Source organism: Pseudalkalibacillus sp. SCS-8 (genome assembly GCF_040126055.1).
Classification (GTDB): Bacteria; Bacillota; Bacilli; order Bacillales; family Fictibacillaceae; genus Pseudalkalibacillus; species Pseudalkalibacillus nanhaiensis.
Map to the genome: position 1 here is coordinate 2324882 of NZ_CP143541.1, position 23115 is coordinate 2347996.

Annotated in this window: 11 protein-coding genes, 1 tRNA gene and 2 pseudogenes; 2 read left to right on the top strand and 12 right to left on the bottom strand. The window is 42.9% G+C overall.

Annotated elements, in window-relative coordinates; translation table 11 throughout:
• Position 1: 1 nt before the first annotated feature.
• Entirely contained in the window at positions 2-2794 is a 2793-nt protein-coding gene (locus V1497_RS12200) for a 1,4-alpha-glucan branching protein domain-containing protein (RefSeq protein ID WP_349407822.1), read from the bottom strand.
• A gap of 14 nt (positions 2795-2808) precedes the next feature.
• Positions 2809-3441: a DUF4912 domain-containing protein gene (locus V1497_RS12205; RefSeq protein WP_349407823.1), complete on the bottom strand. Its 633-nt coding sequence runs from the start codon at positions 3439-3441 to the stop codon at positions 2809-2811.
• Between the two features lie 328 nt (positions 3442-3769).
• Here V1497_RS12205 and V1497_RS12210 point away from each other — a divergent pair, with 328 nt between their 5' ends.
• Both V1497_RS12210 and V1497_RS12215 read left to right on the top strand, forming a co-directional pair.
• Positions 3770-3973: a hypothetical protein gene (locus tag V1497_RS12210; protein WP_349407824.1), complete on the top strand. Its 204-nt coding sequence runs from the start codon at positions 3770-3772 to the stop codon at positions 3971-3973.
• Between the two features lie 13 nt (positions 3974-3986).
• Positions 3987-4490 (top strand): hypothetical protein, encoded by a 504-nt coding sequence (locus tag V1497_RS12215; RefSeq protein WP_349407825.1) that lies wholly within the window; start codon positions 3987-3989, stop codon positions 4488-4490.
• A gap of 297 nt (positions 4491-4787) precedes the next feature.
• On the opposite strand, the gene phoU is transcribed toward V1497_RS12215, so the two are convergent.
• The 10 genes and pseudogenes from phoU to V1497_RS12265 all read right to left on the bottom strand — a co-directional run bounded on the left by phoU (position 4788) and on the right by V1497_RS12265 (position 22935).
• Positions 4788-5447: a phosphate signaling complex protein PhoU gene (phoU, locus tag V1497_RS12220; RefSeq protein ID WP_349407826.1), complete on the bottom strand. Its 660-nt coding sequence runs from the start codon at positions 5445-5447 to the stop codon at positions 4788-4790.
• Positions 5448-5461: 14 nt separating this feature from the next.
• A pseudogene (gene pstB / locus V1497_RS12225) lies at positions 5462-6226 on the bottom strand (phosphate ABC transporter ATP-binding protein PstB); the annotation flags it as partial.
• A 90-nt stretch (positions 6227-6316) separates the two neighbouring features.
• Entirely contained in the window at positions 6317-7201 is an 885-nt protein-coding gene (gene pstA, locus V1497_RS12230) for a phosphate ABC transporter permease PstA (protein ID WP_349407828.1), read from the bottom strand.
• Between the two features lie 2 nt (positions 7202-7203).
• Positions 7204-8108: pseudogene (pstC, locus tag V1497_RS12235) on the bottom strand (phosphate ABC transporter permease subunit PstC).
• 167 nt (positions 8109-8275) lie between these two features.
• Positions 8276-9226, bottom strand: coding sequence for a PstS family phosphate ABC transporter substrate-binding protein (locus tag V1497_RS12240; RefSeq protein WP_349410813.1), 951 nt, complete (start codon positions 9224-9226; stop codon positions 8276-8278).
• Between the two features lie 312 nt (positions 9227-9538).
• Complete coding sequence (locus V1497_RS12245) at positions 9539-11593, bottom strand: peptidoglycan D,D-transpeptidase FtsI family protein (protein ID WP_349407829.1); 2055 nt, start codon at positions 11591-11593, stop codon at positions 9539-9541.
• A 208-nt stretch (positions 11594-11801) separates the two neighbouring features.
• Complete coding sequence (locus tag V1497_RS12250; RefSeq protein WP_349407830.1) at positions 11802-13064, bottom strand: MFS transporter; 1263 nt, start codon at positions 13062-13064, stop codon at positions 11802-11804.
• A gap of 245 nt (positions 13065-13309) precedes the next feature.
• Complete coding sequence (locus tag V1497_RS12255) at positions 13310-21538, bottom strand: carboxypeptidase regulatory-like domain-containing protein (protein ID WP_349407831.1); 8229 nt, start codon at positions 21536-21538, stop codon at positions 13310-13312.
• Positions 21539-21717: 179 nt separating this feature from the next.
• Positions 21718-22329 (bottom strand): superoxide dismutase, encoded by a 612-nt coding sequence (locus tag V1497_RS12260; RefSeq protein WP_349407832.1) that lies wholly within the window; start codon positions 22327-22329, stop codon positions 21718-21720.
• Positions 22330-22859: 530 nt separating this feature from the next.
• Positions 22860-22935, bottom strand: a tRNA-Phe gene (locus V1497_RS12265).
• Positions 22936-23115: the final 180 nt, after the last annotated feature.

The window sequence follows — 23115 nt, forward strand, 5'->3', positions numbered from 1 at the left end:
CCTACTTCACTCCTACCGTTTTCGGATTCGATACAGCGCCATTCAAAATTTGAAACGTAGCAAGAGCAATATGATCCCAATTATATTTCGTGGTAACATCCTTCCTCGCATTGTTCACCAGCTCATGAGTGAGGTCCTGATTCTCGTAAAGTTCGATGAGCTGATCACGGATGCTTTCAGGGTTTCCTGGATAGACTTTCAATCCGTTGACCCGATGCTCGATAATGTCTCCTAGTCCACCCGTGTCACTTACGATTACAGGCGTTTCAGCAGCCATTCCTTCTAGTGCGACGATACCGAATGGTTCATACAGGCTGGGAAAGATCAATGCATCCGATTGCCGTAAAAATGCATTCCTTTCTTCATCGGAGACGAACCCGACGAAATGGACCGTCCCTTCTAATCCTCGCTCCTGGACCATTTTCCGATATTCTTCAAGCATCGGCCCCTTCCCTGCGATGATGTATTGCATGCTCGGATAATCATTTTTTAACAAGGAAGCCGCCTCAATCAAGGTTTGATAGCCTTTTTCAGGGACAATTCTTCCTAATGAAAAAACGTAAAAACCCGAACTACCAATAAATCGTTCTTTCCAATCCTCCTCCGTTGCAACAGGTGGGATAAGCAAAGGGTCAACCCCGTTCGGGATGACCGAAATTTTATCAGAAGGCAGATCGAACACGTTTTGCAGCTCCTTTTTCATATATGCACTGCAAACAATGATATGCTCGGCTTCATAAGTTAATTCCCATTCTTTTTGATGGATCGCAGATTGGATATCGTTATGGATGCCATTGTTCCGCCCGTGTTCAGTTGCATGGATCGTCACATACAAAGGAAGGTTCCATTTCTGTTTCAATCCTTTGGCTGCCACACTGACGATCCAGTCATGGGCATGAATACAGTCAAAGGTTACTTTCGAGTGAAGTTGGTCTGCTGTCTGTACCATCGAAAGATTCAAACTCCCGCTCCAATGGAAAAATTGTTCATGGTGCGGCTGAATTCCTGATACCCGATGGACATGGACGCCCTTGTTCAATTCGTAAACAGGATACCCGTCTACCGCACTCGTAACAACGTGAACGTTGTGTCCTTGTCTTACGAGCGCCCGGGAAAGATCGTATACGTGCCTCGCTAGGCCTCCGACTACCATCGGCGGAAATTCCCACGATAACATCAAAATGTTCAAGCTCGATCCTTCCCCTTCAGGCGCAGGATAATTTCGCGATTGGACATACCGATCATGTTCAGACACTAGTGAAAGAAGAGTCAGCCAGTTCATGAATTCGTACCTCGCCTCGACTTCACTAAGCGCCTCCTCATCTAGTTTCCCTGCACGGTATCGATCTCCCAACTCCAAAAAGGTGAGGATATGCTCTTTCGTCCGTTCCAACGCATAGTGAGCTGCCGACTGTTCATCCAAAATGAAGGCCCAATCACTGCTTGAAGCAAGGAGCCATTCCTTGGTCAACTGCTTCATCACGCGTTCTTGTAACGGATCTGCCGTATCCAGTTCGGCCGATAATTTTATCAGTTCCTGTTCCATCGCATGGAGATGTCGATAAATCCAAGCATTCTGTTCGTTCAACCATACTTCCCCGTGGTTATTCCTTCCCCATGTCGAGAAACAGGCATGATGCGTCGGTAAAACCTCATAATGACGTTTGATGAATTCTTTAGGAGTGATCCATTCAACTGCATCGTCCTTCAACCGCTGCATCTCTCCTAACCATTCAGGACCTTCAAACCACCAGTGTCCGAAAAGCTCGGCATCAAACGTTGTCAGACAAAGGGCTTGGGGAGAATGTGCCTGACGTTCCATAACATCCTGCCCGACGGTCGTTTTAAAATCCTCAGCATGCTGTTTTACCTTTTCCATTGCCCAGTCGCGATTGTAGACGTCTTTATGCTCTGTTTTCCCGGTTATCCGATAATATTTGAAGCCCGTGTCAATACGGATCCCTTCAGGATGAATGTAAGGCGCAATATAGTCGAAGTCACGATCATACCCGATATCACGATAAAATTCTCGGTAATCATAGTCGCCTGGATAACCGGTCGTCGCATCCCACACTTTTTTGGAAACATCGGTATTCCTCGGGAACAACACAATCCCGTGTGGAGAGTATACAGGGGATGTGGTGTCCTCCGGCTGGGGATCCAACGTTTTCATCGTCTCCTCATCTACAAAGGTGTAGCGTACCCCTTCCTCAAACAAAATCTGATCGATCCCAGGTGTATAAGCACATTCCGGCAGCCAGAATCCATCCGGCTTCATCCCAAAGTGATGCTCGAAGCATTGCAATCCGTACACAATCTGTGCCCTGACCCCTTGTTCAGACTGGATATACGGGAGAATGGCGTGGGTAGCTGATGATGTGATGCATTCGATCTTGTTCTCCGTCATGTAAAATTTGAAGGCTGATATCAAATCGCAATTCCATTCCATGAATGTCGCTTTCACCTTCTGGAGCCTTTTGTGATAAAAACGAACCACCTTCAACTCATCAGGATTTGTAACGTCGGTCAGTTCTTTCTTAAGAAGCTTCAGTCCATTATCCAGGTCGAGTAGATATCTTTCCTGAAAGCGTGAATCGGACCACATTTCTAAAAGTGGAGGAGAAATGGATAACGTATAAGGAGAATGGTTTGGACTTTGTTCAAGTCCCCATAATAACGGGATGTAGGTTTCGGTAACCGCTTCATATAACCATCGTTCCTCTAGTCGATCCTTCTCGTTATGTAAGACATACGGCAAATGTGCGTGCAGTACTAGTGAAAAGTATCGTGCCACGGTCCTTCCTCCTCTCACTTTAATAGGTTGTAAATCGAATAGGCTGAAAATGTTTCATGCCATTCAGGTGACGATAATTCTCCAGTCTGCCATCTCTTTACGGGGTCTCGATGTCGGCTACTATGCTTATCGCCTATCCGAGGTGTCTCAACTGGTTTGGAACGTACGATACTGAAAAAATCACAGCCTTCGTCTGCAACGCCATAATCAGCAATATACGTGCGATTTTCCTCCAAATCTCGTATGAACCAATTATTCGTCATTTCAGGTACTGGGATATCAATATAGCGATGGGCATTATGGCCATTGAAAATCACATCACTACAATCATAAATACGTAATTTCTTTGTAAGTGCAGTCCATGACTTTGAAAAGTGATGGGCGACCATATGTTGGGTTGGAGTCTGCACGTCCCAATAAGCGTAGAGACAATGAGGATTTTGAGGCAGGACAACAATACGATCGATTTCATAGGCTCCTGGAATCTTTTTTGAAATCGTGAATTGTGTTTCAGATTCAGCAAGTGGTTGAGTGAGTCTTTCTTTTCGGAGCCTGTACTGAATCTTTCCGACGGAAACATTCAACTCGGATGATATTTGTTTAATCGTGTAGCCTTTCTTTTTCATTTCAATGATTTCTTCAATCATGGTTGTCCTCCCGTACAAGTGAAATGGAATGTTTTTTTCAACATCGTATCACCCGTTTTTTAGACCAGCAATAAACGTAATTTGTAGAACTTTGCGGTCCCTAATAACGGTATAGGATTACAGGAATTATTTTATTTTTGTAAACGCTTTAACGTGATTTCCGACACCGTTCTTACCTGAAACTTGTAAAAGTTCCTGAAATATGTCATATTCGGCAGAACTTGTCGAATTTTAATAGGTAGAATGTTGTGGATTTGCGAAAAAGCCTATCCTGTCGACAAAGTCTATGATATAAAAGAATGAGAAAACCTTTGTAAGGAGGAGCACAATGGAATTTACAATCATCGTTTTATTGATTGCGGGTATCGCTTTGATCGTACTCTCATTCTTCAAACAAAATAAAACGCAACAAATTGAAACGCAATTAGAAAATGTTTCAATACAGTTGATGAAAGAGTTATATCAAATCAACAAGAAAATTAAAGTTCTTGAAGAAGAATTGATGATAACAGACAGAAAAGAGATTAGATAAAGGGGTCATCAGCATGTTCAATAGTGGATTAAGAGGATTCGGTGCTGGCCTCATTGTAGCAGCAGGCATCCTTGCCATCGTACATTATCAGGGCTCTGGTGCTGAAGATACTCAAGCGAAGGCAGAAGGATCTGAAACCATTACATACGAAGAAGTGAAGAGCTTTCTTGATAGTGAAGGCCTTGTTGCCATTACCCAGGCCGAACTTGATCAAATGAAAGAAGGAAAGGCTGGCAAAGATTCAGACGATAAGAAATCTGGTAAAACAGAAGAAGATACAGAAGAAGAATCGGCTGAAAAAGAAGAAGTCATCAAGACGACACTCGTCATCTCGAAAGGAACATCGACAGGCGAGGTAACCAGCTTTTTAGAAAAACAAAAAATCATTGATGATGGTGATGACTTGTTGGATTATATCCAAGACCATAACCTTGAAACGAAGGTACGGTTTGGCGAATATGATGTGAACAGTAAAATGACGATCGCTCAGATCGCCAAAATCATCACATCACCATAAAATAGGAGAGCAGCCTTTACGGCTGCTCTTTCGTTATAATGCGGGATGTAAGCATAATGAAACACTGTTTATCTGCCCTGAAATCACCAAATCACCATCTTGAGGGCAATGAAACGCTGTTTATCTGCCCCGAAATCACAAAATTACCATTTTGAGGGCAATGAAACGGTGTTTATCTGCCCCGAAATCACAAAAACACCATTATAAGGGGCAATGAACTTACATTCCCTATAATAATATTCTCAAAAAACCCACAAAAAAGGACTGACAGCTGTCAGTCCTTTCATTCATACTATACTATTCGTTCAAGTCGTAGTGCTTTCCTTTTACAAGATAGACGATGTTTTCACCGATATTCGTTGCGTGGTCTGCGGCACGCTCAATATAGCGGCAAATGAAGCTCAACTGAATGATTTGGTTGGTTGAGTCCGGATTTTCTTTCATAGTACCAAGAAGCTCCTGGATCAATTCACCGTACTTCTCATCAACATAGTCATCTCGGTCTGCCATCTTCTTAGCTAGTACGATATCTTCATCGTTATAGGCCTTGATCGCTTCCCCTAACATCGTTTTCGCAATTTCAGCAAGCTCAGGAATATCGACCAATTCTTTAATTAATGGTTCCTTACCAATGCGAATGACCGATTTTGAGATATTCACGGCGAAGTCCGCAATACGTTCAACATCAGAAGAAATCTTGATTGCCACGATGATGCGGCGCAAATCACTCGCAACGGGAGCTTGCTTGGCGATAAGGAGAATCGCTTTATCGTTGATTTCCTCTTCCAGTTCATTGATGCGATGATCATTCTCGATGATACGCAAAGCTTTGTCTACATCTTGGTTTTTCAAGGAATCAATTGCATCATCAAGCGCCGTTTCCGCCAAATTACCGAGTTCAACTAACATATCTCTCAATTCATCAAGCTGGGTTTGAAAACTTTCTCTTACAACCATGTTATACACTCCCCTTAACCGAATCGTCCAGTGATATAATCCTCAGTTCTCTTATCATCAGGATTTGAAAAGAGCTTGTTCGTATCCGTGAATTCAACAACTTCTCCATTCAAGAAAAATGCGGTCTTATCAGAGATACGTGCAGCTTGCTGCATGTTATGAGTAACGATAATAATACTGTAATCTTTTTTCAATTCTTGTACAAGCTCTTCTACCTTCAATGTTGAAATCGGGTCAAGAGCAGATGTTGGCTCGTCCATCAAGATGACGTCTGGTTCGATCGCTAGACAACGTGCAATACAGATTCTTTGCTGCTGACCACCAGAGAGTCCATATGCGTTTTCATTCAAGCGGTCTTTTACTTCATCCCAGATGGCAGCTCCGCGTAGACTTTTCTCTACAATTTGATCAAGTACTTTCTTGTTTTTGATTCCATGAATACGTGGTCCATACGCAATGTTATCATAGATGGATTTCGGAAATGGATTCGGCTTCTGGAACACCATACCGACTTGCGTACGTAATTCTTCCACACGATATCTCGGGTCGAAAATGCTTTTTTGACGGTATTGGATTGCACCTGATACTTTTACGATCGGTACCATTTCGACCATACGGTTCAACGTCTTGATGAATGTGGATTTACCACAACCGGAAGGTCCGATGATCGCAGTGACCTGATTTTCAGGTATTTGTAGGTTGATATCTTTCAGGGCATGGTCATCGCCATACCAGAGGTTAAGATCCTTCGTTTCGAACACCGTTTTCTTAGGCTTGTTGGCCTTTTTATCATTGTCTTTATCTTGAGGAACTTCAGCGAATTTCTTTTCGTTATCAGTAATAGTGGACATGGACATATCCCTCCAAAATTATAATCTCTTCTGAAATTTGTTACGGATGATGACTGCAATTGAGTTCATTGCAAACAAGAGCAACAATAGGATAACAATGGCAGCTGCAGCCAAGTTTGCATACTCATCCACTAATGCAGAATCAATTGTCCAGTAGTAGATCTGCAATGGCATAACCGTGAACTTGTCGAAAATATTATCCGGAAACGGAATGATTAATGCTGGGATTCCGAGTACAACGAGTGGTGCAGTTTCCCCAATTGCACGCGAAAGCGCCAATATTGAACCTGTCAAAATCCCAGGTAAAGATGCAGGCAAAACGACACGCTTAACGGTCTGCCATTTTGTAGCTCCCATACCATAGGAAGCTTCTCTCAAATATTGGGGTACAGCACGAATCGCTTCCTGGCTGGCTACGACCACGATCGGTAAAACCAAAAGCGACATCGTCAAACCACCAGCTAGGACGATATTGCCTAAATTCATCCCTTTAACGAACACTGTAAGTCCAAGAAGACCGAAAACAATTGAAGGTACACCGGCAAGGTTTGAAATGTTCGTTTGAATCAATGACTGCAGGCGATTTTTTTTCGCATACTCTTCCAAATAAATTGCGGTTCCGACTCCTAGGAATAGCGTTACAGGGGCTACTACAAACATGAGCCAGAACGTACCGAGTAACGGTCCCATAACACCCGCATTTTCAGCCATCGTAGATAATTTTCCTGTGATGAATTGCCAATCAATCCATTCCACTCCTTGTGACAACACGCGGTACATGAGAATGACTAACACAATTAATCCGAATATCGTCGATAAGAAGAATAGTGATTTGGCTAATTTATTGAGTAACAAACGTGGACCCATTTTATTTTGAACTTGACTCGTGTCAACATATTTCATAATTAATATTCCTCCCTGAACCTACGAGAAATATACTGTGCAATCAGGTTCATAATCAATGTAAAGACGAACAACGTCATCGCCACAGCATATAGGCTGTAATATAAAGTAGAGCCAGCAGGTGCTTCTCCTCCAGTAACCTCTACGATATATGCTGTCATCGTCTGCATGGATTGAGTAATATCGAATGTGAAATTCTTTGAACTTCCACTTGCAATCGTAACAATCATCGTTTCCCCAATGGCACGTGATATCGCAAGCACGAAGGAAGCGATAATCCCAGAGATAGATGCAGGAATTACTACACGCCATGTCGTTTCAAGCCTGGTTGCACCAAGTGCGAATGCACCCTGCCTCATTTCTGAAGGTACTGAACTCATAGCATCCTCAGAAAGTGATGCTACCATCGGAATAATCATGATACCCATAACCAGCCCTGGGCTTAAAATATTGGTCGGGTCTAGGCCAGGTATGAAGGTTCTCAAGATTGGAGTTACAAATGTGTAGGCAAAGAAACCATACACAATTGTAGGAATTCCAGCAAGTATCTCTAATAGCGGTTTTAACGTTCTTCTCACCTTATCGGATGCATATTCACTTAGATATACCGCAGTCATCAAACCAACAGGTATAGCAACGAACATCGCAATAATTGTAGAAAGAAGCGTCCCGGTCAATAACGGTAACACGCCAAACTCTGCATTTGCTCCAAGTGGCTTCAATCTCGTTCCAGTAAAGAAATCCCAAAATGGAACTGCCCTAAAGAATGCAATCGTTTCTACTGTCAAAGTAGCCAATATACCGATTGTTGTTAGGATAGATATGATTGCGATTGACAGCAGCACTTTAGGGACCATTTTTTCCCAAATGCGTCCGCGTTCATTGTTTGTTTATTCTTGTGGATCATATCTCTTACATTCACATTTTTATCCACTTTTATTTCTCCTTTCACCCATCACACTTACTGTTTAGAGAATTTTCAGGCTAGTAAGAAAACACACATAAAAATCTAAGAAGATGAGAGGTCCATAAAGTCCCTCTCACCTTCAAAGATTCAACTAACCGTTGTTAATCTTACTTCAAACCTTCAAGGTATTCAACAGCTTCAGCGTATTCTTCTTCTGGTAATGGTGCGAATCCAGTTTCTTTTGCTACATCACCAGCATTCTCCATTGCGTAGATTGCGAAATCCAACACTTGTGCCTTCTCTTTCGCCATCTTTTCGTTCAAGTATGTGAATACTGGACGTGTGAATGGAGCGTACTCGCCATCTTCCTTGATTGTATCGATAGATGGTTCAACTGGTCCGTTACCAAAGTCGATTTTCACGGCTTTAAGCTTGTCATTGTTGTTTTCGTAGTAGCCATAACCGAAGTATGCAATTGCGTTCTTATCTTTAGAAACCATGTCTACAAGAGTTGAGTATTCTTGTTGAAGGTTGATATCATCGCGAAGTTCTTGTTCTTCAAGAATTGTCTCATAGAAAAATTCGTATGTTCCATGGTTTTCATTCGGTCCGTATGCTTTAATTTTTTCATCAGGGAAGTCTGAACGTACATCAGACCATTTCTCTTTGTTTGCACTTGCTAGGAAGATGTCAATAACTTCTTCTTGAGTGAGATGATCGATCCAGTCGTTATCTTTATTTACTACGATTGTAATTCCGTCTAGAGCAAGCTTTAATTCTTTATATTCGATTCCAAGTTTTTCGGCTTTCGCTTTTTCTTCTTCTTTAATTTTACGGGAAGCGTTACTTAGGTCTGTTCCGCCACCTTCAGTCAAAAACTTTTTAAACCCAGCACTTGAGCCAGCACGTCCAACTTCAACAGAGACATTTTCATTTTCACCCATATAGTTTTCAGATAGTCGAGCCATCAATGGATAAACAGTACCAGAACCGTCAATTACAACACTGCCTTCTAATTGTTCACCGTCTCCGCCTTCTTCACCATTTCCGCAAGCTGCAGTAAATACCATTAATGCCGCCAGCATGATAAAGAGCGTGCTTTTCTTAAAAGCTTTCATCATGAAATCCCCCTGTATCGTTTATATTTTGGGTAGTTTGAAATAGATGAGTATGGTTTCTCTCTATTCCGAGATAGGGCGAATTGCCCGCTTTCCCTTACAATGCCCATAATATCGATATCTTATTAAGTGTGTATAAACGGATTGTAAAGGTTTTGTAAAGATGGGTCGAAAGTGATGGGTTTTTGGCGATTCACACATGTTTATATACCCTTACCACAATGGTCAAAGACCTAAACGATTTCATGATAAAAATAAAAAGGATTGACCGAAATGTGGCTAAAAGCACATTTTCAGAGCAATCCTTTTTTCCTAACGATCGTTCTTCTTTTCTACGTCTTCCTCTTCATCTTCCGGTTTATCTGATAAATCCTTCGTATACCCTTTTTCTTTCAGTTCAAAATAGGCATCTAAAGCCTGTCTGCCGATTTCCTTATTGATTGCACCCTCCACTGCGTAAGGACTTACAACAGCAAATGCAATTTCCGGATTATCATGTGGTGCATATCCTACAAGTGTGAGGATATAGGAATCCCCATCATATTGGGCTGTCCCTGTCTTACCTGCAGCGACATATCCTTCCGTATCTTTGAATTGGGTATAAGCCGTACCGTTTTTCGTATTCATGACCATCCATAGCCCTTGTTTCACCCGATCGATCCATTCAGGTTTCATGTCAATCCGGTTCAATACGTTCGGCTCAAATTGATAGATGCTTTCACCAGGCTCTTCTGCACTTGCACTTGGACTTTTGATTTCCTTCATAAAATGTGGCTGCATTCGATACCCATTATTGGCGATCGTCGATATATACTGCACCATTTGCATCGGTGTATACGTATCAAACTGGCCGATCCCCATATCCATCAAGTTACCGAGTGCTTTCACCCCGCCATTGTATCCATCATCTTCATACGGAAGATCGATACCCGTCGGTACACCAAGACCGAATTGATTAAAATAATAGCGCATTGTTCTGAATGATTTTTCAGGGTTTGTAAATCCTCTTTTTTCATCATAATCATACCCGGCCATCATCATGGCAATCCGGAACATGTATACGTTGGAGGACTTTTGTAAAGCCTCGACATCACTTACATATCCCATATTCTTGTAGGATTTTTTGATTTTCGTACCCGGAAGCTTCAATGGCGTATCATACAACACCGTACCGGGTTGGATGACGCCTGTCTGGTACCCCGTCAGCACTGTTGCTGCCTTGACGGTTGACCCCATCGGGTACTGGTTGTAGACATTCCCGAAAGGAACATCGGTGAACTTGCCATCCTCGAGTTCTTTTCCGACCATCGAATAGATTTCTCCCGTATTCGGATCCATCATCACGACGTATGAGCTTTTCAAACGGTTGTTTTCGGCATATTCTCTGCGCGCCTTTAGGATCTGCTCTTCAACGATCTTTTCAACCTTTTTCTGAAGCTCCATATCGATCGTCAAAACGATATCATATCCTCTGCTCCCCGGATTTTCGGCTGGTTTTCCGACCGGATTCCCTGATTTATCGGTAATGTAATTAATCTTCGTCTTCGTTCCTCTCAGAACGGATTCATATTGCTGCTCTAAAAAGCTTGTCCCAACGAGATCATTACGGTCTCTTCCTTCCAACTCATAGCCCTTGATCATCTCTTTAGGGATCTGACCCACCTTACCGAAAATGGACTGTAGCGTTCTTTCATACGGATACGTTCGTTGGGCATCAGGTTTGATGTCAATCATCCCATTGAACTCATCCAAACGTTCACTGATCAAGGCCATTTCCTCTTCGGTCGCACCGACTTTAACACGCTGCGGTGTCAATGCATAGCCTCTGATCATTTCTCTCCAGATAGCGGCAATTTCTTCTTCCTGTTCTGAGAGATCAATCTCCTCGATATCAAGACGATCAATGACCAGTTTGTATTGTTCTTTATCCGACAGCTCTTCTCTTTCTTTATCGGTCAATAGGTTTTCATACACATCTTGAGCATCCACTTTGTATGAAAGATAGAAATCCTTTATATCACGCTCAGTCAGCTCTTCTGTATCCTTATCGATGTATTCCGATAGCTTTTGCGCAACTTCATAGATATCTTCTTTCTTCGTATTGTTCGTCCGTGTAAACGTTATTGAAAAGACCGGTTTGTTATCGACCACCACCCTGCCATGCCGATCGAACATTTTTCCACGTGGTGCATCGAGCTTTGCCGTAATATTTTCCGTGCGATCTGCTTCAGCCTTGAACGATGTGCCATGCACAATCTGAATGACACCTAATCGTAAAATCAAGGCAGTAAACATAATAAAAACGCTTAGAAACAATATATTCAAGCGAAGAGGAACGTGACTTCTCTTCTTCTTCTTGGTATCCATTCCCCATCTCCTTTATATGTAACGTAATTCGAAAGAGGGTGACCAGAATCCATTAAGTCAGACAGCTCCTGCACAACATTTTGAATGGATTACAGCTTCATTCAAATATGGTTGTAGGGAGGAACTCGCCTGACACTTCGGGGTCACCCTCAAATGACATAAATCGACTTTTATTGTATCGTATCTTTATTTTAAACAAAAGAAAAAGTTATGCATTCGACTCTTTTTCGTTCGAAAGTACGACAGGTTCATTATCTTCTGAGTTGAATTGGACTTTTCTGATACAGAAGTAGATGAGTGTATGTCCAATCCCGATAATCGGTAGTAAATATGGGATGCTTTTCTCCTCGTTGAAGAAGGTTATGGCAAAAATGAACAACAGGATGGAAGTTATCCTACCATAATTTAAATACAATTCACGTACAACAATGTATTCAATCCGCATTTCTCTCGCATTCCAGCTGCGGCCGATAACATCATATGTAAGTGAAACGTATGGTACGAGAAGAATTGGATAGGCAATTGATATGATGACGCCATAAGTCAACAGCTTCGCAAACGTCAAGTCGAACAGGATCAACACGAGAGCGCCATATAGTATGAGTCCTCCAAATAGGATCGCTTTCTTGCGATATCTCGATTTGATAAACCTGGTGGCCAAATAATAAACGACAAAAGACACTGCCGAGTTGATCAATCCGAAGGTTCCAAGTGCCAGCTCGCTGTTCGTCGTAATGAAGACCCAAACGACGATGACAAAAATGAACGTCCCTTCCCTCAGCCCTTGAAAGAAATGGGCGTTCAAGATCCTTTTCCAATTTGGATTCTCTTTACGTTCTTTAATGATTCGAACGAAGGAATACACCCCTTTTGCTTCACGTCTATTCAACATGAAGCTCATGATGACAGCTCCAAAGAAAAGCGTCAGGGAAATTGCAAAGATCGTCTTATAGCCCACAAACTGATCCATACGCGTAATGATCCATCCTGCAAGAAAAGGACCGACCATCCCTGCAAAGGAAGTCAACAGGCCAAGGAAGCCATTGAAGAAATCACGCGTATCCGGTTCTGTGATTTCGAATGTCAGAACATTAAAGGCTAACCAATAAAAACCCATCCCGACACCAAGTAAAGCCCCTAACAATATTAAAAACTGCTCAGCTCTTACTCCCAGCAGCAGGACAGTCAAATAGAAAATGGACAAGGTGATGACACCTAATCGTAGTACGATGACACGATCGATTCGCTTGGCGATACGTCCTGCAAGAATGAATGTGATGGGCTGAAAAATCACGATCGAGAGGTTATAAATCGCAATATCAATGAATTTCCCGGACTGTTTCCAAAGGAATACATTGACGAACGTATTGGACAACGCAATGCTCAAGGCGTATAACCCGCCAATAATCAAAAGCATCAGTAAATCTTTTGTTATATCAATGTTTCCGATCACTTTTTGTAAAGCCTTCATGGTTTGTCTCCCCTTTACTCACAACCCTAGTTTTCCTAAAAGCCCTGTGGTTATTCCCTGAATAAACATTGGGGAATAAGGAAGAGTGAGACCGATTGAGGATTGGCTTGTATTATGCTCAAATATAAAAAAAGCTGGCGATGGTTCCTTTCCATCACCAGCTTTTTTCTATCTGACGGGCACTAGTCTAGAGCAGTTGGGGAAAATAATGATGACCTCGTTTCTTCATGGTTTCGTAAAAATCATTAACCAATCCTTATAACCCTGAAGCTTTCTAGGCTAATGATGACTATCCGAGTCTGGCCACTTGTTCGGCTAATATACGAAAACGTTCCGCAGCATGTTTTCTCATCTGCGCAAAGTAAGGTAAATACGGTCGGTTTCGTATCCCCATCAAGTTTCAAAGGCTTACCCGTTTCACAATCATATAGCAAATATTGGTTCAACCCACTTGGCCTTGGTCTTGGATTTGGTTTGCTGATCAGATCGATATCGTATGGCTTTACTTCACCTTGATCCAAGAAAATTCCATCAGTAAAAGGTTCATAACCATCAGCAGAAGCACGGATCGTATATTCACCCTCAGCTAATCCCGTAATGACATATTTCCCGGCTGAGTCCGTTTCACGTTCTGCAATCAATTCACTGTTCCTGATTAATCGGATTAACGCTCCATCAATCGGTTCCTTTGTCTCGGCGTTCCTGACAGTGCCTTCAAGAGTTGCGGGATCATCCACTCCTAAAACGAAATTGATGGTTAGTGAAGCATTTGGTGGCACAGTGACCACTTTTTCTTCTGGTGTGAAGCCAGGCAATGATGCAACGAAGGTCAATGTTTCACCTGGAAGATAACCTACGACATATTCGCCTTCTCTACTCGTTACACCAAAGTTGACCAGTAATCCATTTGCATTATACGCTTTAACACTCACATCATTTAACGCATTTCCACGTTTATCTGTTACATTTCCTCTGACAATGGATGGCTGACCTGTCAAAAGGAAATTGATGGTCTGTGTCTCATTCGCAGTAACAATAACTCGTTTAGCGTCTGAATCCCGATCATTGGCCAATGCACGAATCGAGTACGTTCCTGGTGCGAGTCCTGTAATAAGGTAATTTCCGGTTTGATCGGTCAACGTATTTTCGATGATCACTTCGTCTTCGTTCAGAATGATCACTGATACTCCTGCAACAAATTGGTCCGTCATCTCATCCTTTACTCTTCCTTGAACGGTACCAGGCTCACTTTCCAGCTCAAAGTTGATGACCTCTGATCCTAACGGTTCTGCAGTAAAGCTTTTTGCAGCAGATTCATAAACACTGCTTCTTACGGCTACTGTATATTCTCCTGGATCAAATTCTTGGAACGAATAGTCCCCTGAAGCATCTGTTAACGTTCGCTGCAGGATACTCCCACTTGAAGTGATCAGCCTTACTACAGTATTTTGGATTGGCTGCCCTGTCACTGCATCTGTAACGGTTCCACTAACACTTGATGGAAGCGGGAATAAGCCAAGGTTCTGGACTGTTGTTTGGTTGGCAAATACCTCCACTGAAGCCAAATCGCTTCCTAATCCGCCCCCGTATGCGATGACGGTATAGACTGCAGGGGTTAAGCCTTCTAACAGATATTCTCCATCTTCATTCGTTAACGTTGAAGCAAGTAATTCACCATCAGGACTTAACCATCTGATTTGAACGACAGCATTGCTGACAATTTCTTCAGTCACCTGATTCGTCACGATACCGCTTATGCTTCCTTGCTCGGAAGACAGTGAAAAGTTGAGAATTGCTTTCTCATCACTTTTGACAATCGCTCCAGCTAATTGAGTACCATAATCGGGTTGGCTCACAGTAATTTCATATACACCCGGGCTCAAATCCGTTGCCAAGTATTGCCCATCAGCTTGTGAAAGCACCGTTGTGACAACTGTCCCATCACAATCAGTGACTTGGACTGCTGCATCTGCAATGGGTTCTCCTGATTCACTATCTCTGATTACCCCTCCTACACTTCCCGGATTTGGAGGGAGTTCAATGACCGTTTCAACGATCTCATTCGGCCGTACTCTTAGACTTACAGAATTTGTTCCGAATTTCTCTCTAGAGGCGACTGCGAAAAGTGTGCCAGTCGGAATATCATCAATGCTGAATCTGCCATTTTCATTTGAAATTCCGGTCGCCAACAAATTGTTTGAAGAGTCCCTTACATTGACTGTAGCCCCTGCTATGCCATCTTTTGTATCTTCATTGATAACACTTCCCTGTAATACCCCTGATTCTTGGAATAGAGTTATATTTAACTCCTTTGTCTCTCCGGCAATCACTGTTACAGGGACGACCTTCGATTGGTAGCCTTCCGCACTTATGCTGATGAGGTATTGTCCAGGACTTAAGTCTAGGAAAGCGAAATCACTTTCAGGAGAGGCTACTGTTGATTGGAGCAGAAGGCCTTTCGAATCCAACAATCTTACTCCTATTGTAGACGATTCGATCCTATCACCTGAAGCATCCCGTAGAATTCCTGTGATCGAACCAGTTGTTTTGGTTAAGGCGATGTTCACAATCGTGGTATCCGCGGTATTGACAATCGCACCCTTTGTTTGCTTTGCATAAGAATTTTTCGTAACCGATACTGTATAGCTTCCCGCTGCCAAACGATCCACAAGGTAATTCCCATTGGTATGTGTTACTGTCGTTGCAATGACCTGGCCATTCGCATCAAGGATATTTACGTTGGCACCTACGATCGGTTCCCCGGTTGTTCCGTCGGTCACTCTACCTGTAATCGTTCCAGGGTCCACTCGTAGGACGAAATTTACTTCCTTCATTTCAGCAGCTACTAATGTAATACCTGATGAAGCTGAGACGACATCAGGAGCAGATGCTCGTATCGAGTAGGTTCCAGCTCGTAGGTTCCCTATTGAATAAAATCCATCTGCATCGACTGCACTCGTTCCAATGACGACTCCGTTTGAATCTATAATTTTGATGACAGCATTTTTAAAAGGCTGACCATCTGTACCCTTTACCGTACCTGAAACACTTCCAGGGTTACTTGTGAGAGAAAGGTTTGTGGTTGTGGTCTGATTCGCAGCAACGATACTACCCGTTGAATTTTCGGCATAACCCACAGCATTTACAACGATCGTATACGTCCCAGGAGTAAGTCCCGGAATCGTGTACTCGCCTAAACCATCGGTCAAGGCTACGGCAATCGGAACAATGTCTTGAGCTACAAACAATAGGACCTCTGCTCCTACAAGACGAGTATTCGTCTCTGCGTCACGGATTGTACCTGTTATTGCACCAGGATTAGAATCCAATCCAAAGTTTACGATGGATGTTTGATCGGAGACCACCAAAACTCCAACCTCTTGAGACTGGAAGTCCGGACTACTTGTCACGATTCTGAATTGTAATGCTGCGAGACCAGTAAACTGATAAAACCCATTTTCATCCGTAACTGTGTTGAAAACAAGAATTCCATCCTCATTGAAGATTTCGACTAAGACTCCTGATACTGGGTTCCCGGTCGTATTATTTGTTACTGTTCCTTCAACCGTTCCAGGGTTCGGAACCAATTTGACATCTACAGTTTTGGTCTCATTCGATACGACCATTGTAGTTGCTTCAGCTGCACCAAATCCTTCAGCAGAAACCACAACCGTATACGTACTAGGAGCTAAGGTATCAACTGAGTATTCTCCATTCTCATCAGTCAGCGTCGTCGCAATGATTGGACCACTCGGGGTTTGAGAACGCACGGCAATCGTTGCTCCTGAAATCGGTGAACCTGAATTGAAATTTGTAATTCGACCTTGGATACTTCCAGGTTCAGGAGACAAGGCAAAGCTTAAAGTTGTGGTTTCATTCGGAAGAATCGTAAAGCTGGCAGTGCTTGAGGTAAAACCATCTGCTGCAGCTACTGCTGTATAGGTACCCGGACTTAAACCTTGTGATAAAAACTGTCCAGAATCATTCGATGTCACATTTGCTACTTGCTGGCCATTTTCATCAATTAAAACAACAGCACCAGCAATCGGATTTCCAGTTGCGATATCTGTAACGTAGCCAGTCAGAAACCCTAGACTCTCTGTTAGACCAATATTGACGGTTTTCGTCTCGTTAGGTCCCACCACTGCCGTAATCGATTCAGCACCAAAGTTCTCCTTCAAAGCGCTTATTACTACAGTCCCCGGCGGAACATTTGACGCTGTATATTCTCCAGTTGTTCCACTGATTGTTGAGGCAATCGGCAATCCTTCAGGAGTCGTTAATGTAAGGACAACTCCACTGATACCATCAGATGTTGCTGTATTGAATACCCTGCCAGTTATTGTTCCTGGTAATAAAGAAAGTGGGATGTTGATATTTTCTGTCGTGTTCGCAACAACATTTGCATTGACTGTATTGGCCGTATAATTCGGTGCTGTTGCGTTCACAAGATACTGTCCTGGTTGGAGACCAAGGATCGAGAATGTTCCATCTGTATCCGCGACTAAAGTTTGAAGTAATGCTCCACTCTCGTTAAATAGCTTGATTCCAATATTGTCCCCAGTGACCGGATCTCCGTTTTCATCCACAACTGAACCTGCAATATTTCCTACCACACTTGTCAGAATAATGTTCGCATTCGTACTTTCGTTACTCTCAACAAGGACTCCTACAAAATTCGTGGAAAAATCCGTAGCCGTCGCAACGACTGTATAGGGACCAGGAGCGATCCCTTCGACTAGAAATTCACCAAACTCATTCGTAGTCGTTGTGCGGATTGGGATATTCTCAGCGTTACGAATAATTATTGTAGCTCCTGGAATTACATCTCCATTTGTATCTGTAATTTGACCGACAATGGTACCTGGATCAGGTACTAGTACGAAATTCGCATCCGTTATTACGTCTCCAGCTTCCAAGGTGATTCCATCCGTTGCAGAAGAGTAATCCATAGCATTAACGACAATGGTAAAGGATCCTGGTGGAAGGTTTCCTATAGCATATCGTCCATCCTGATCCGTACTACCGCTCTGTAAGACCGTCCCATTATTATCAAGAATTTGTATGGTCGCATTCGTGACAGGATTTCCAGATGTATCTGTTATCACTCCGCCTACTTCAGCCGGGTTCGGTTGGATGGTCAACGAAACAGAGGTTACCTGATCTGAAACAACGGTTGCTCCCGTTGAAGACGTTTGATAGTTCGGAGCAGAAGCAGTAATGATATATTGACCTGGCTGCAAATTGTTAAATTGAAACTCACCGTTCGAATCCGCTATCGCAGAGCTGATCGGAATCCCTTCTGAAGTCGATAACGTTATCGTGGTTCCACCTACAACAGGTGTGACGGTTCCTGATATCGACCCTGGATTACTGACTAAACTTTGGTCAACGACTGTCGTTTCATTCGATTGGACAATCGCACCGGTTGAGGAAGACTGGAATCCATCTGCAATGGCAGTAACAGTATAATTTCCAGGTGCGAGACCATCAAAGACATACTCCCCATTGCTATCTGTTAAAACTGTCCCAACTAGAAAACCCGTGTCATTGACAACTCGTATCAGAACATTCGAAAGTGGATTACCGGATGTATCCGTTATTGTTCCGATGATGCTACCTGGCTCAGGAGTTAGTGTCACATTCGTAACTGACGTTTGTCCGGGCTGTAATGTGACTGTGGCCGAGTTGGTTTGAAAGTCAGGTGCATTTGCCTGTATTCCATATGTTGCAGGCATCAGGTTGTTTACTTCATATTGTCCATTTAAATCTGTGAAAGTGGTTGTTATCACATTCCCATTCAAATCTACGACTTTTACTTCAATTGCTACTCCGGTAATTGGTGATCCGGTTGATGAATTGATAATTGTACCGGTTACACTTGCAGGATTTGCTTCTAGTGTGAAATTCGTCGTTGTCGTTTGATTGGATAGAATCGTTGCACCTTTTTGCTGGGTTTGGAAGTCCTCTGCTTGGGCGATTACGATATAATTCCCCGGTGATAGACCTAAAGCGGTATAATTTCCTTGATTGTTTGTTACAACCTGAGCAATGTTCGCCCCAGTACGTGCATCCTTGATTGTAATGACAGCACCTTCAATAGGATCACCGGTCGTTGTAAGCACTGATCCTGTCAATGTCCCTGGATTCGGAGTCAACGCTACATTTGCGACAGTGATTTTATTCGCTACTACTGGTGCTCCAACCGTTTCAGTACCAAAGTTTTCTTTTGAAACACTTACCGTATAAGCACCAGGGGTCAGATTGTTAACAAGATAAGATCCGTTACTATCCGACGTTGTGGATGCAACGAGAATATTATTTAAAAAGATTTCAACCGTTGCACCAGATAAGTTATTACCCGAATCATCCGTTATCGTCCCGGAAATCGCTCCAACAAGTTGTTTCAGAGCAACATTTAAGAGTGTCGTTTCGCCAGAGCGTATTTTAGTTCCAACTGTCTCAGAACCATATCCTTCTGCAGAGAAGGTAACCGTATACGTTCCAGGTGACAGCTTCGTGACAGTATAAGCTCCATTTACATCCGTCATTGTGGTAGCTACGATAACGCCAAGACCATTTTTCACTTGCACCGCAGCGATTTGGATTGGATCACCCGAATCTGCATCACTTACCGTCCCTGATAGCGTCCCCGGATTCGGTTTCAACGTGACATTCAACGTTTCTGTTTCTCCAGCTGTCAGATTGAAACCAAGCACCTTCGTTATAAACAGGTCTTTGCTGACTCTTAACTGATAGTCCCCGGGTGCGAGCTCATCAATTATATAGTCGCCCGTTGCATTGGTTGTCGCGCTACTGATAACGAGTCCAGCAGGATTGAGGACTTCAACAAGTGCCCCAGATATTGGATTCCCATTCGAATCGGAAACGACTCCTTGTACCGTACCAGGATTCGGCTCTAGAACGAAATTGACTGTAGACGTTGTATTTGCTCGGACGGTCACCCCTTGTGTGGCAGACTGAAAGTTAGCGGCAACGACTGTAACGGAATAATGGCCTGGTTCGACGGAAGGAAACGAATAATTCCCACTCGCATTCGTCGTCGTTTGCCCAACTACATTCCCTGATCGATCCAGTAATTTCACCGTGGCGTTATTGATCGCACCCCCGCCTGAGGCGGAAACGGTTCCATTCACACTACCAGGGAGCTCAGTTAAAAATACATCTTTTCTCGTAATGGTTCCTGAGTTTATGGTAACGGACTGAATATTGGTTATATAATTGACCTTTGAATATTCAATCGTATAACTTCCGGGCGCAATCCCAGTAAGGCTATATTCTCCATTTGAGTTGGTTGTGGTGGTCGCAATCGTGGTCGCTCCATCCTTCAGCTCAACCTCCACACCCGAAAGAGGCAATCCGGTCGTATGATCCTTTACAACCCCAACGACACCACCATTTGCAACAACTCTGACACCTGTTGTTATGCTGTCGCTCAATCTTGCTCCGGTATTGCTGTCGTTACCTTTAACAGTTGCTGATTCTAATGTTCGTTCTCCAGCCTCATTAAAAAATCCACTCATTTGGAATTCCAATACAGCTGAATCGCCTGGACCCAGTCCACCAATTTCCCAGCTTAAAGTCTTAGCATGTGCATCAAAAGATGTATGCCCTGTTGGTGTATTTGTAATTGTAAAGGTATCTAAAAGATCAAACTGGATGACATCCCTCAATGTCACATGAACTGCTTTACTCTTTCCGGTGTTCTTAACAACCAGTCTCGCTGTATACGTGGCCTCTTCACCGGCTAATACTGTGTTCGGACCACTTAGGATGACTTTTTGCAGGTCCAAGTTTGCTCTAACATTTGTATCATCTGGTGAAATTGGCTCTGAAAACGCATCTGCAAACTGGAATCCTTCACTAATCCTTAAGGAATCTTTGTTGTAATTATTTGCATTCGCTGACGAAAATGAGATTAATTGTAACGGTGTTTCTTCTGTAATATTTAAAAAATCAAAAAGGATTCTCGCAGGGATAAAAAAGTCTAGAAAGACATTATCATCATTTCCAAACCTTGTACCTGCAGGCTTTACTCTGGCTAGGTCGGTATTTATAATCGGTTTAGAGTAATTCGGTCTTCCTCTTCCGTCAGTACCTTCTGCCGGATCATTCCAAGAATTCGCCTCTTGTATGGTGTTCTCTATCAACACCAATTCCCCAGTATTGCCATCTACCGCTAATAGCCATTGATAGGTTCCCGGTGGTCCGCCCGTATTAAAGAGCACCCCCCAAGCAAAATTCTGAAACCCAGTCTTTTGATTATTCCTAGGATCTTCCCTTAATCGCAATCGAAAGTAGACGTTTGTCCCATCATACGCCATTGAAAATGACGGATTCGCTTGGTTCCCGACAAGGTCTACTGAAGCTGGATTCTCATCGCCTGTTACATCAAAATAAAACCCTGTTCCTAATGGAATTGAGGTATATTGATCATCTTGTGGAAAAGACACCTATTTCTTCCTCCTTTATTTTCACTCTTATTAGTTTTATGTCCAATAAAGGAGGCTGGTGTTGGTTGCACGTCCCAACATCCTGATTTTTCCACTTTTGTCCAATTTTGAACAAGCCTGTTTTTTGACATAAAAAAAGAAGGACCATTTTTTTGGCCCTTCTTTTAATCTTGATTTGATTATTTCGCTTCGTTATAACGTTTTGTAACTTCGTCCCAGTTTACTACATTCCAGAATGCAGAAATGTAGTCCGGACGACGGTTTTGATAGTTCAAGTAGTAAGCATGCTCCCAAACGTCAAGTCCAAGGATAGGTGTCTTGCCTTCCATCAATGGTGTATCTTGGTTTGGTGTGCTCATTACTTCTAGTTCGCCATTGTTTACGACTAACCAAGCCCATCCAGAACCGAAACGTCCAGCTGCTGCATTTGAGAATTCTTCTTTAAATTGGTCATAGCTTCCGAACTTGGAGTTGATTGCGTCAGCTAATTCACCAGCAGGAGCTCCTCCACCATTCGGGCTTAGCACTTGCCAGAACAACGTGTGGTTGGCATGTCCGCCACCATTGTTACGGACAGCAGTACGGATATCTTCAGGTACAGCATCCAGGTCGCTCATAAGCGCTTCAATGCTTTTATCTTGTAGATCCGCATGCCCTTCAAGTGCACCATTCAGCTTTGTTACATATGCGTTATGGTGTTTGCCATGGTGGATTTTCATCGTTTCTTCGTCAATGTGAGGTTCAAGAGCGTTGAACTCATACGGTAGTGCAGGTAGTTCATGTTTTGCCAATTGAATCTCCTCCTTTTAGATATGTAGTTAAAAAGCACGAGTTAAGTGCCTACATTTCTAACCATATCAAATTTACCCAGTGGATTCAATTTTTAAACACTGTGCATCGGGCGTGTTTTTATAAAGTTTGATTTAGGGTTTAATAAAAGAAATTTTGTTAGTATGAAGACTATGTTAAGGGGATGAAGGACCTTTCAATGGGATTCGCTCGATGTTTTGTCCTTCATCAAGGGGATGAAGGACATTTCGATGGGATTCGCTCGGTGTTTTGTCCTTCATCAAGGGGATGAAGGACTTTTCGTCGGGCTTTCCCCCTCCTTTTGATCTTCATTAGCGTTATGAAGATCTTTTCGTCGGGCTTTCCCCCTCGTTTTGATCTTCATTAGCGTTATGAAGATCTTTTCCTAGGCTTTTCCCCGTCGTTTTGATCTTCATCAGCGCTGAAAAGTTCTATTCTATTAGAGCTATATAAGCTAGTTCATCTTCTTTAGACAAAATAAAAAAACTTCTGGGTTTAGAAGTTTTCAAAATGGTGGCTCGAGACGGAATCGAACCGCCGACACGAGGATTTTCAGTCCTCTGCTCTACCGACTGAGCTATCGAGCCTTATGTAGTTAAATTGTCCGTCGGTTTCCCTGTCCCTTTCTCTACCAGCAAATGCTATCGTTGCTGGCTGCGTCGGGACAACTCGCCGCTTATTCGGCGCTGAACCGCTCGTGACTAAGCTATCGAGCCATATGTAGTTAAATTTGGTTGCACATCTTCGGGTACTCCACATGTAAGTTA

Excerpts from the sequence above, each read along its gene's own strand:
- phoU (WP_349407826.1), bottom strand. The coding sequence starts at position 5,447 with ATGGTTGTAAGAGAAAGTTTTCAAACCCAGCTTGATGAATTGAGAGAT.
- V1497_RS12210 (WP_349407824.1), top strand. The coding sequence starts at position 3,770 with ATGGAATTTACAATCATCGTTTTATTGATTGCGGGTATCGCTTTGATC.
- pstA (WP_349407828.1), bottom strand. The coding sequence starts at position 7,201 with ATGAAATATGTTGACACGAGTCAAGTTCAAAATAAAATGGGTCCACGT.
- V1497_RS12245 (WP_349407829.1), bottom strand. The coding sequence starts at position 11,593 with ATGGATACCAAGAAGAAGAAGAGAAGTCACGTTCCTCTTCGCTTGAAT.
- V1497_RS12215 (WP_349407825.1), top strand. The coding sequence starts at position 3,987 with ATGTTCAATAGTGGATTAAGAGGATTCGGTGCTGGCCTCATTGTAGCA.
- V1497_RS12240 (WP_349410813.1), bottom strand. The coding sequence starts at position 9,226 with ATGAAAGCTTTTAAGAAAAGCACGCTCTTTATCATGCTGGCGGCATTA.
- V1497_RS12250 (WP_349407830.1), bottom strand. The coding sequence starts at position 13,064 with ATGAAGGCTTTACAAAAAGTGATCGGAAACATTGATATAACAAAAGAT.
- V1497_RS12205 (WP_349407823.1), bottom strand. The coding sequence starts at position 3,441 with ATGATTGAAGAAATCATTGAAATGAAAAAGAAAGGCTACACGATTAAA.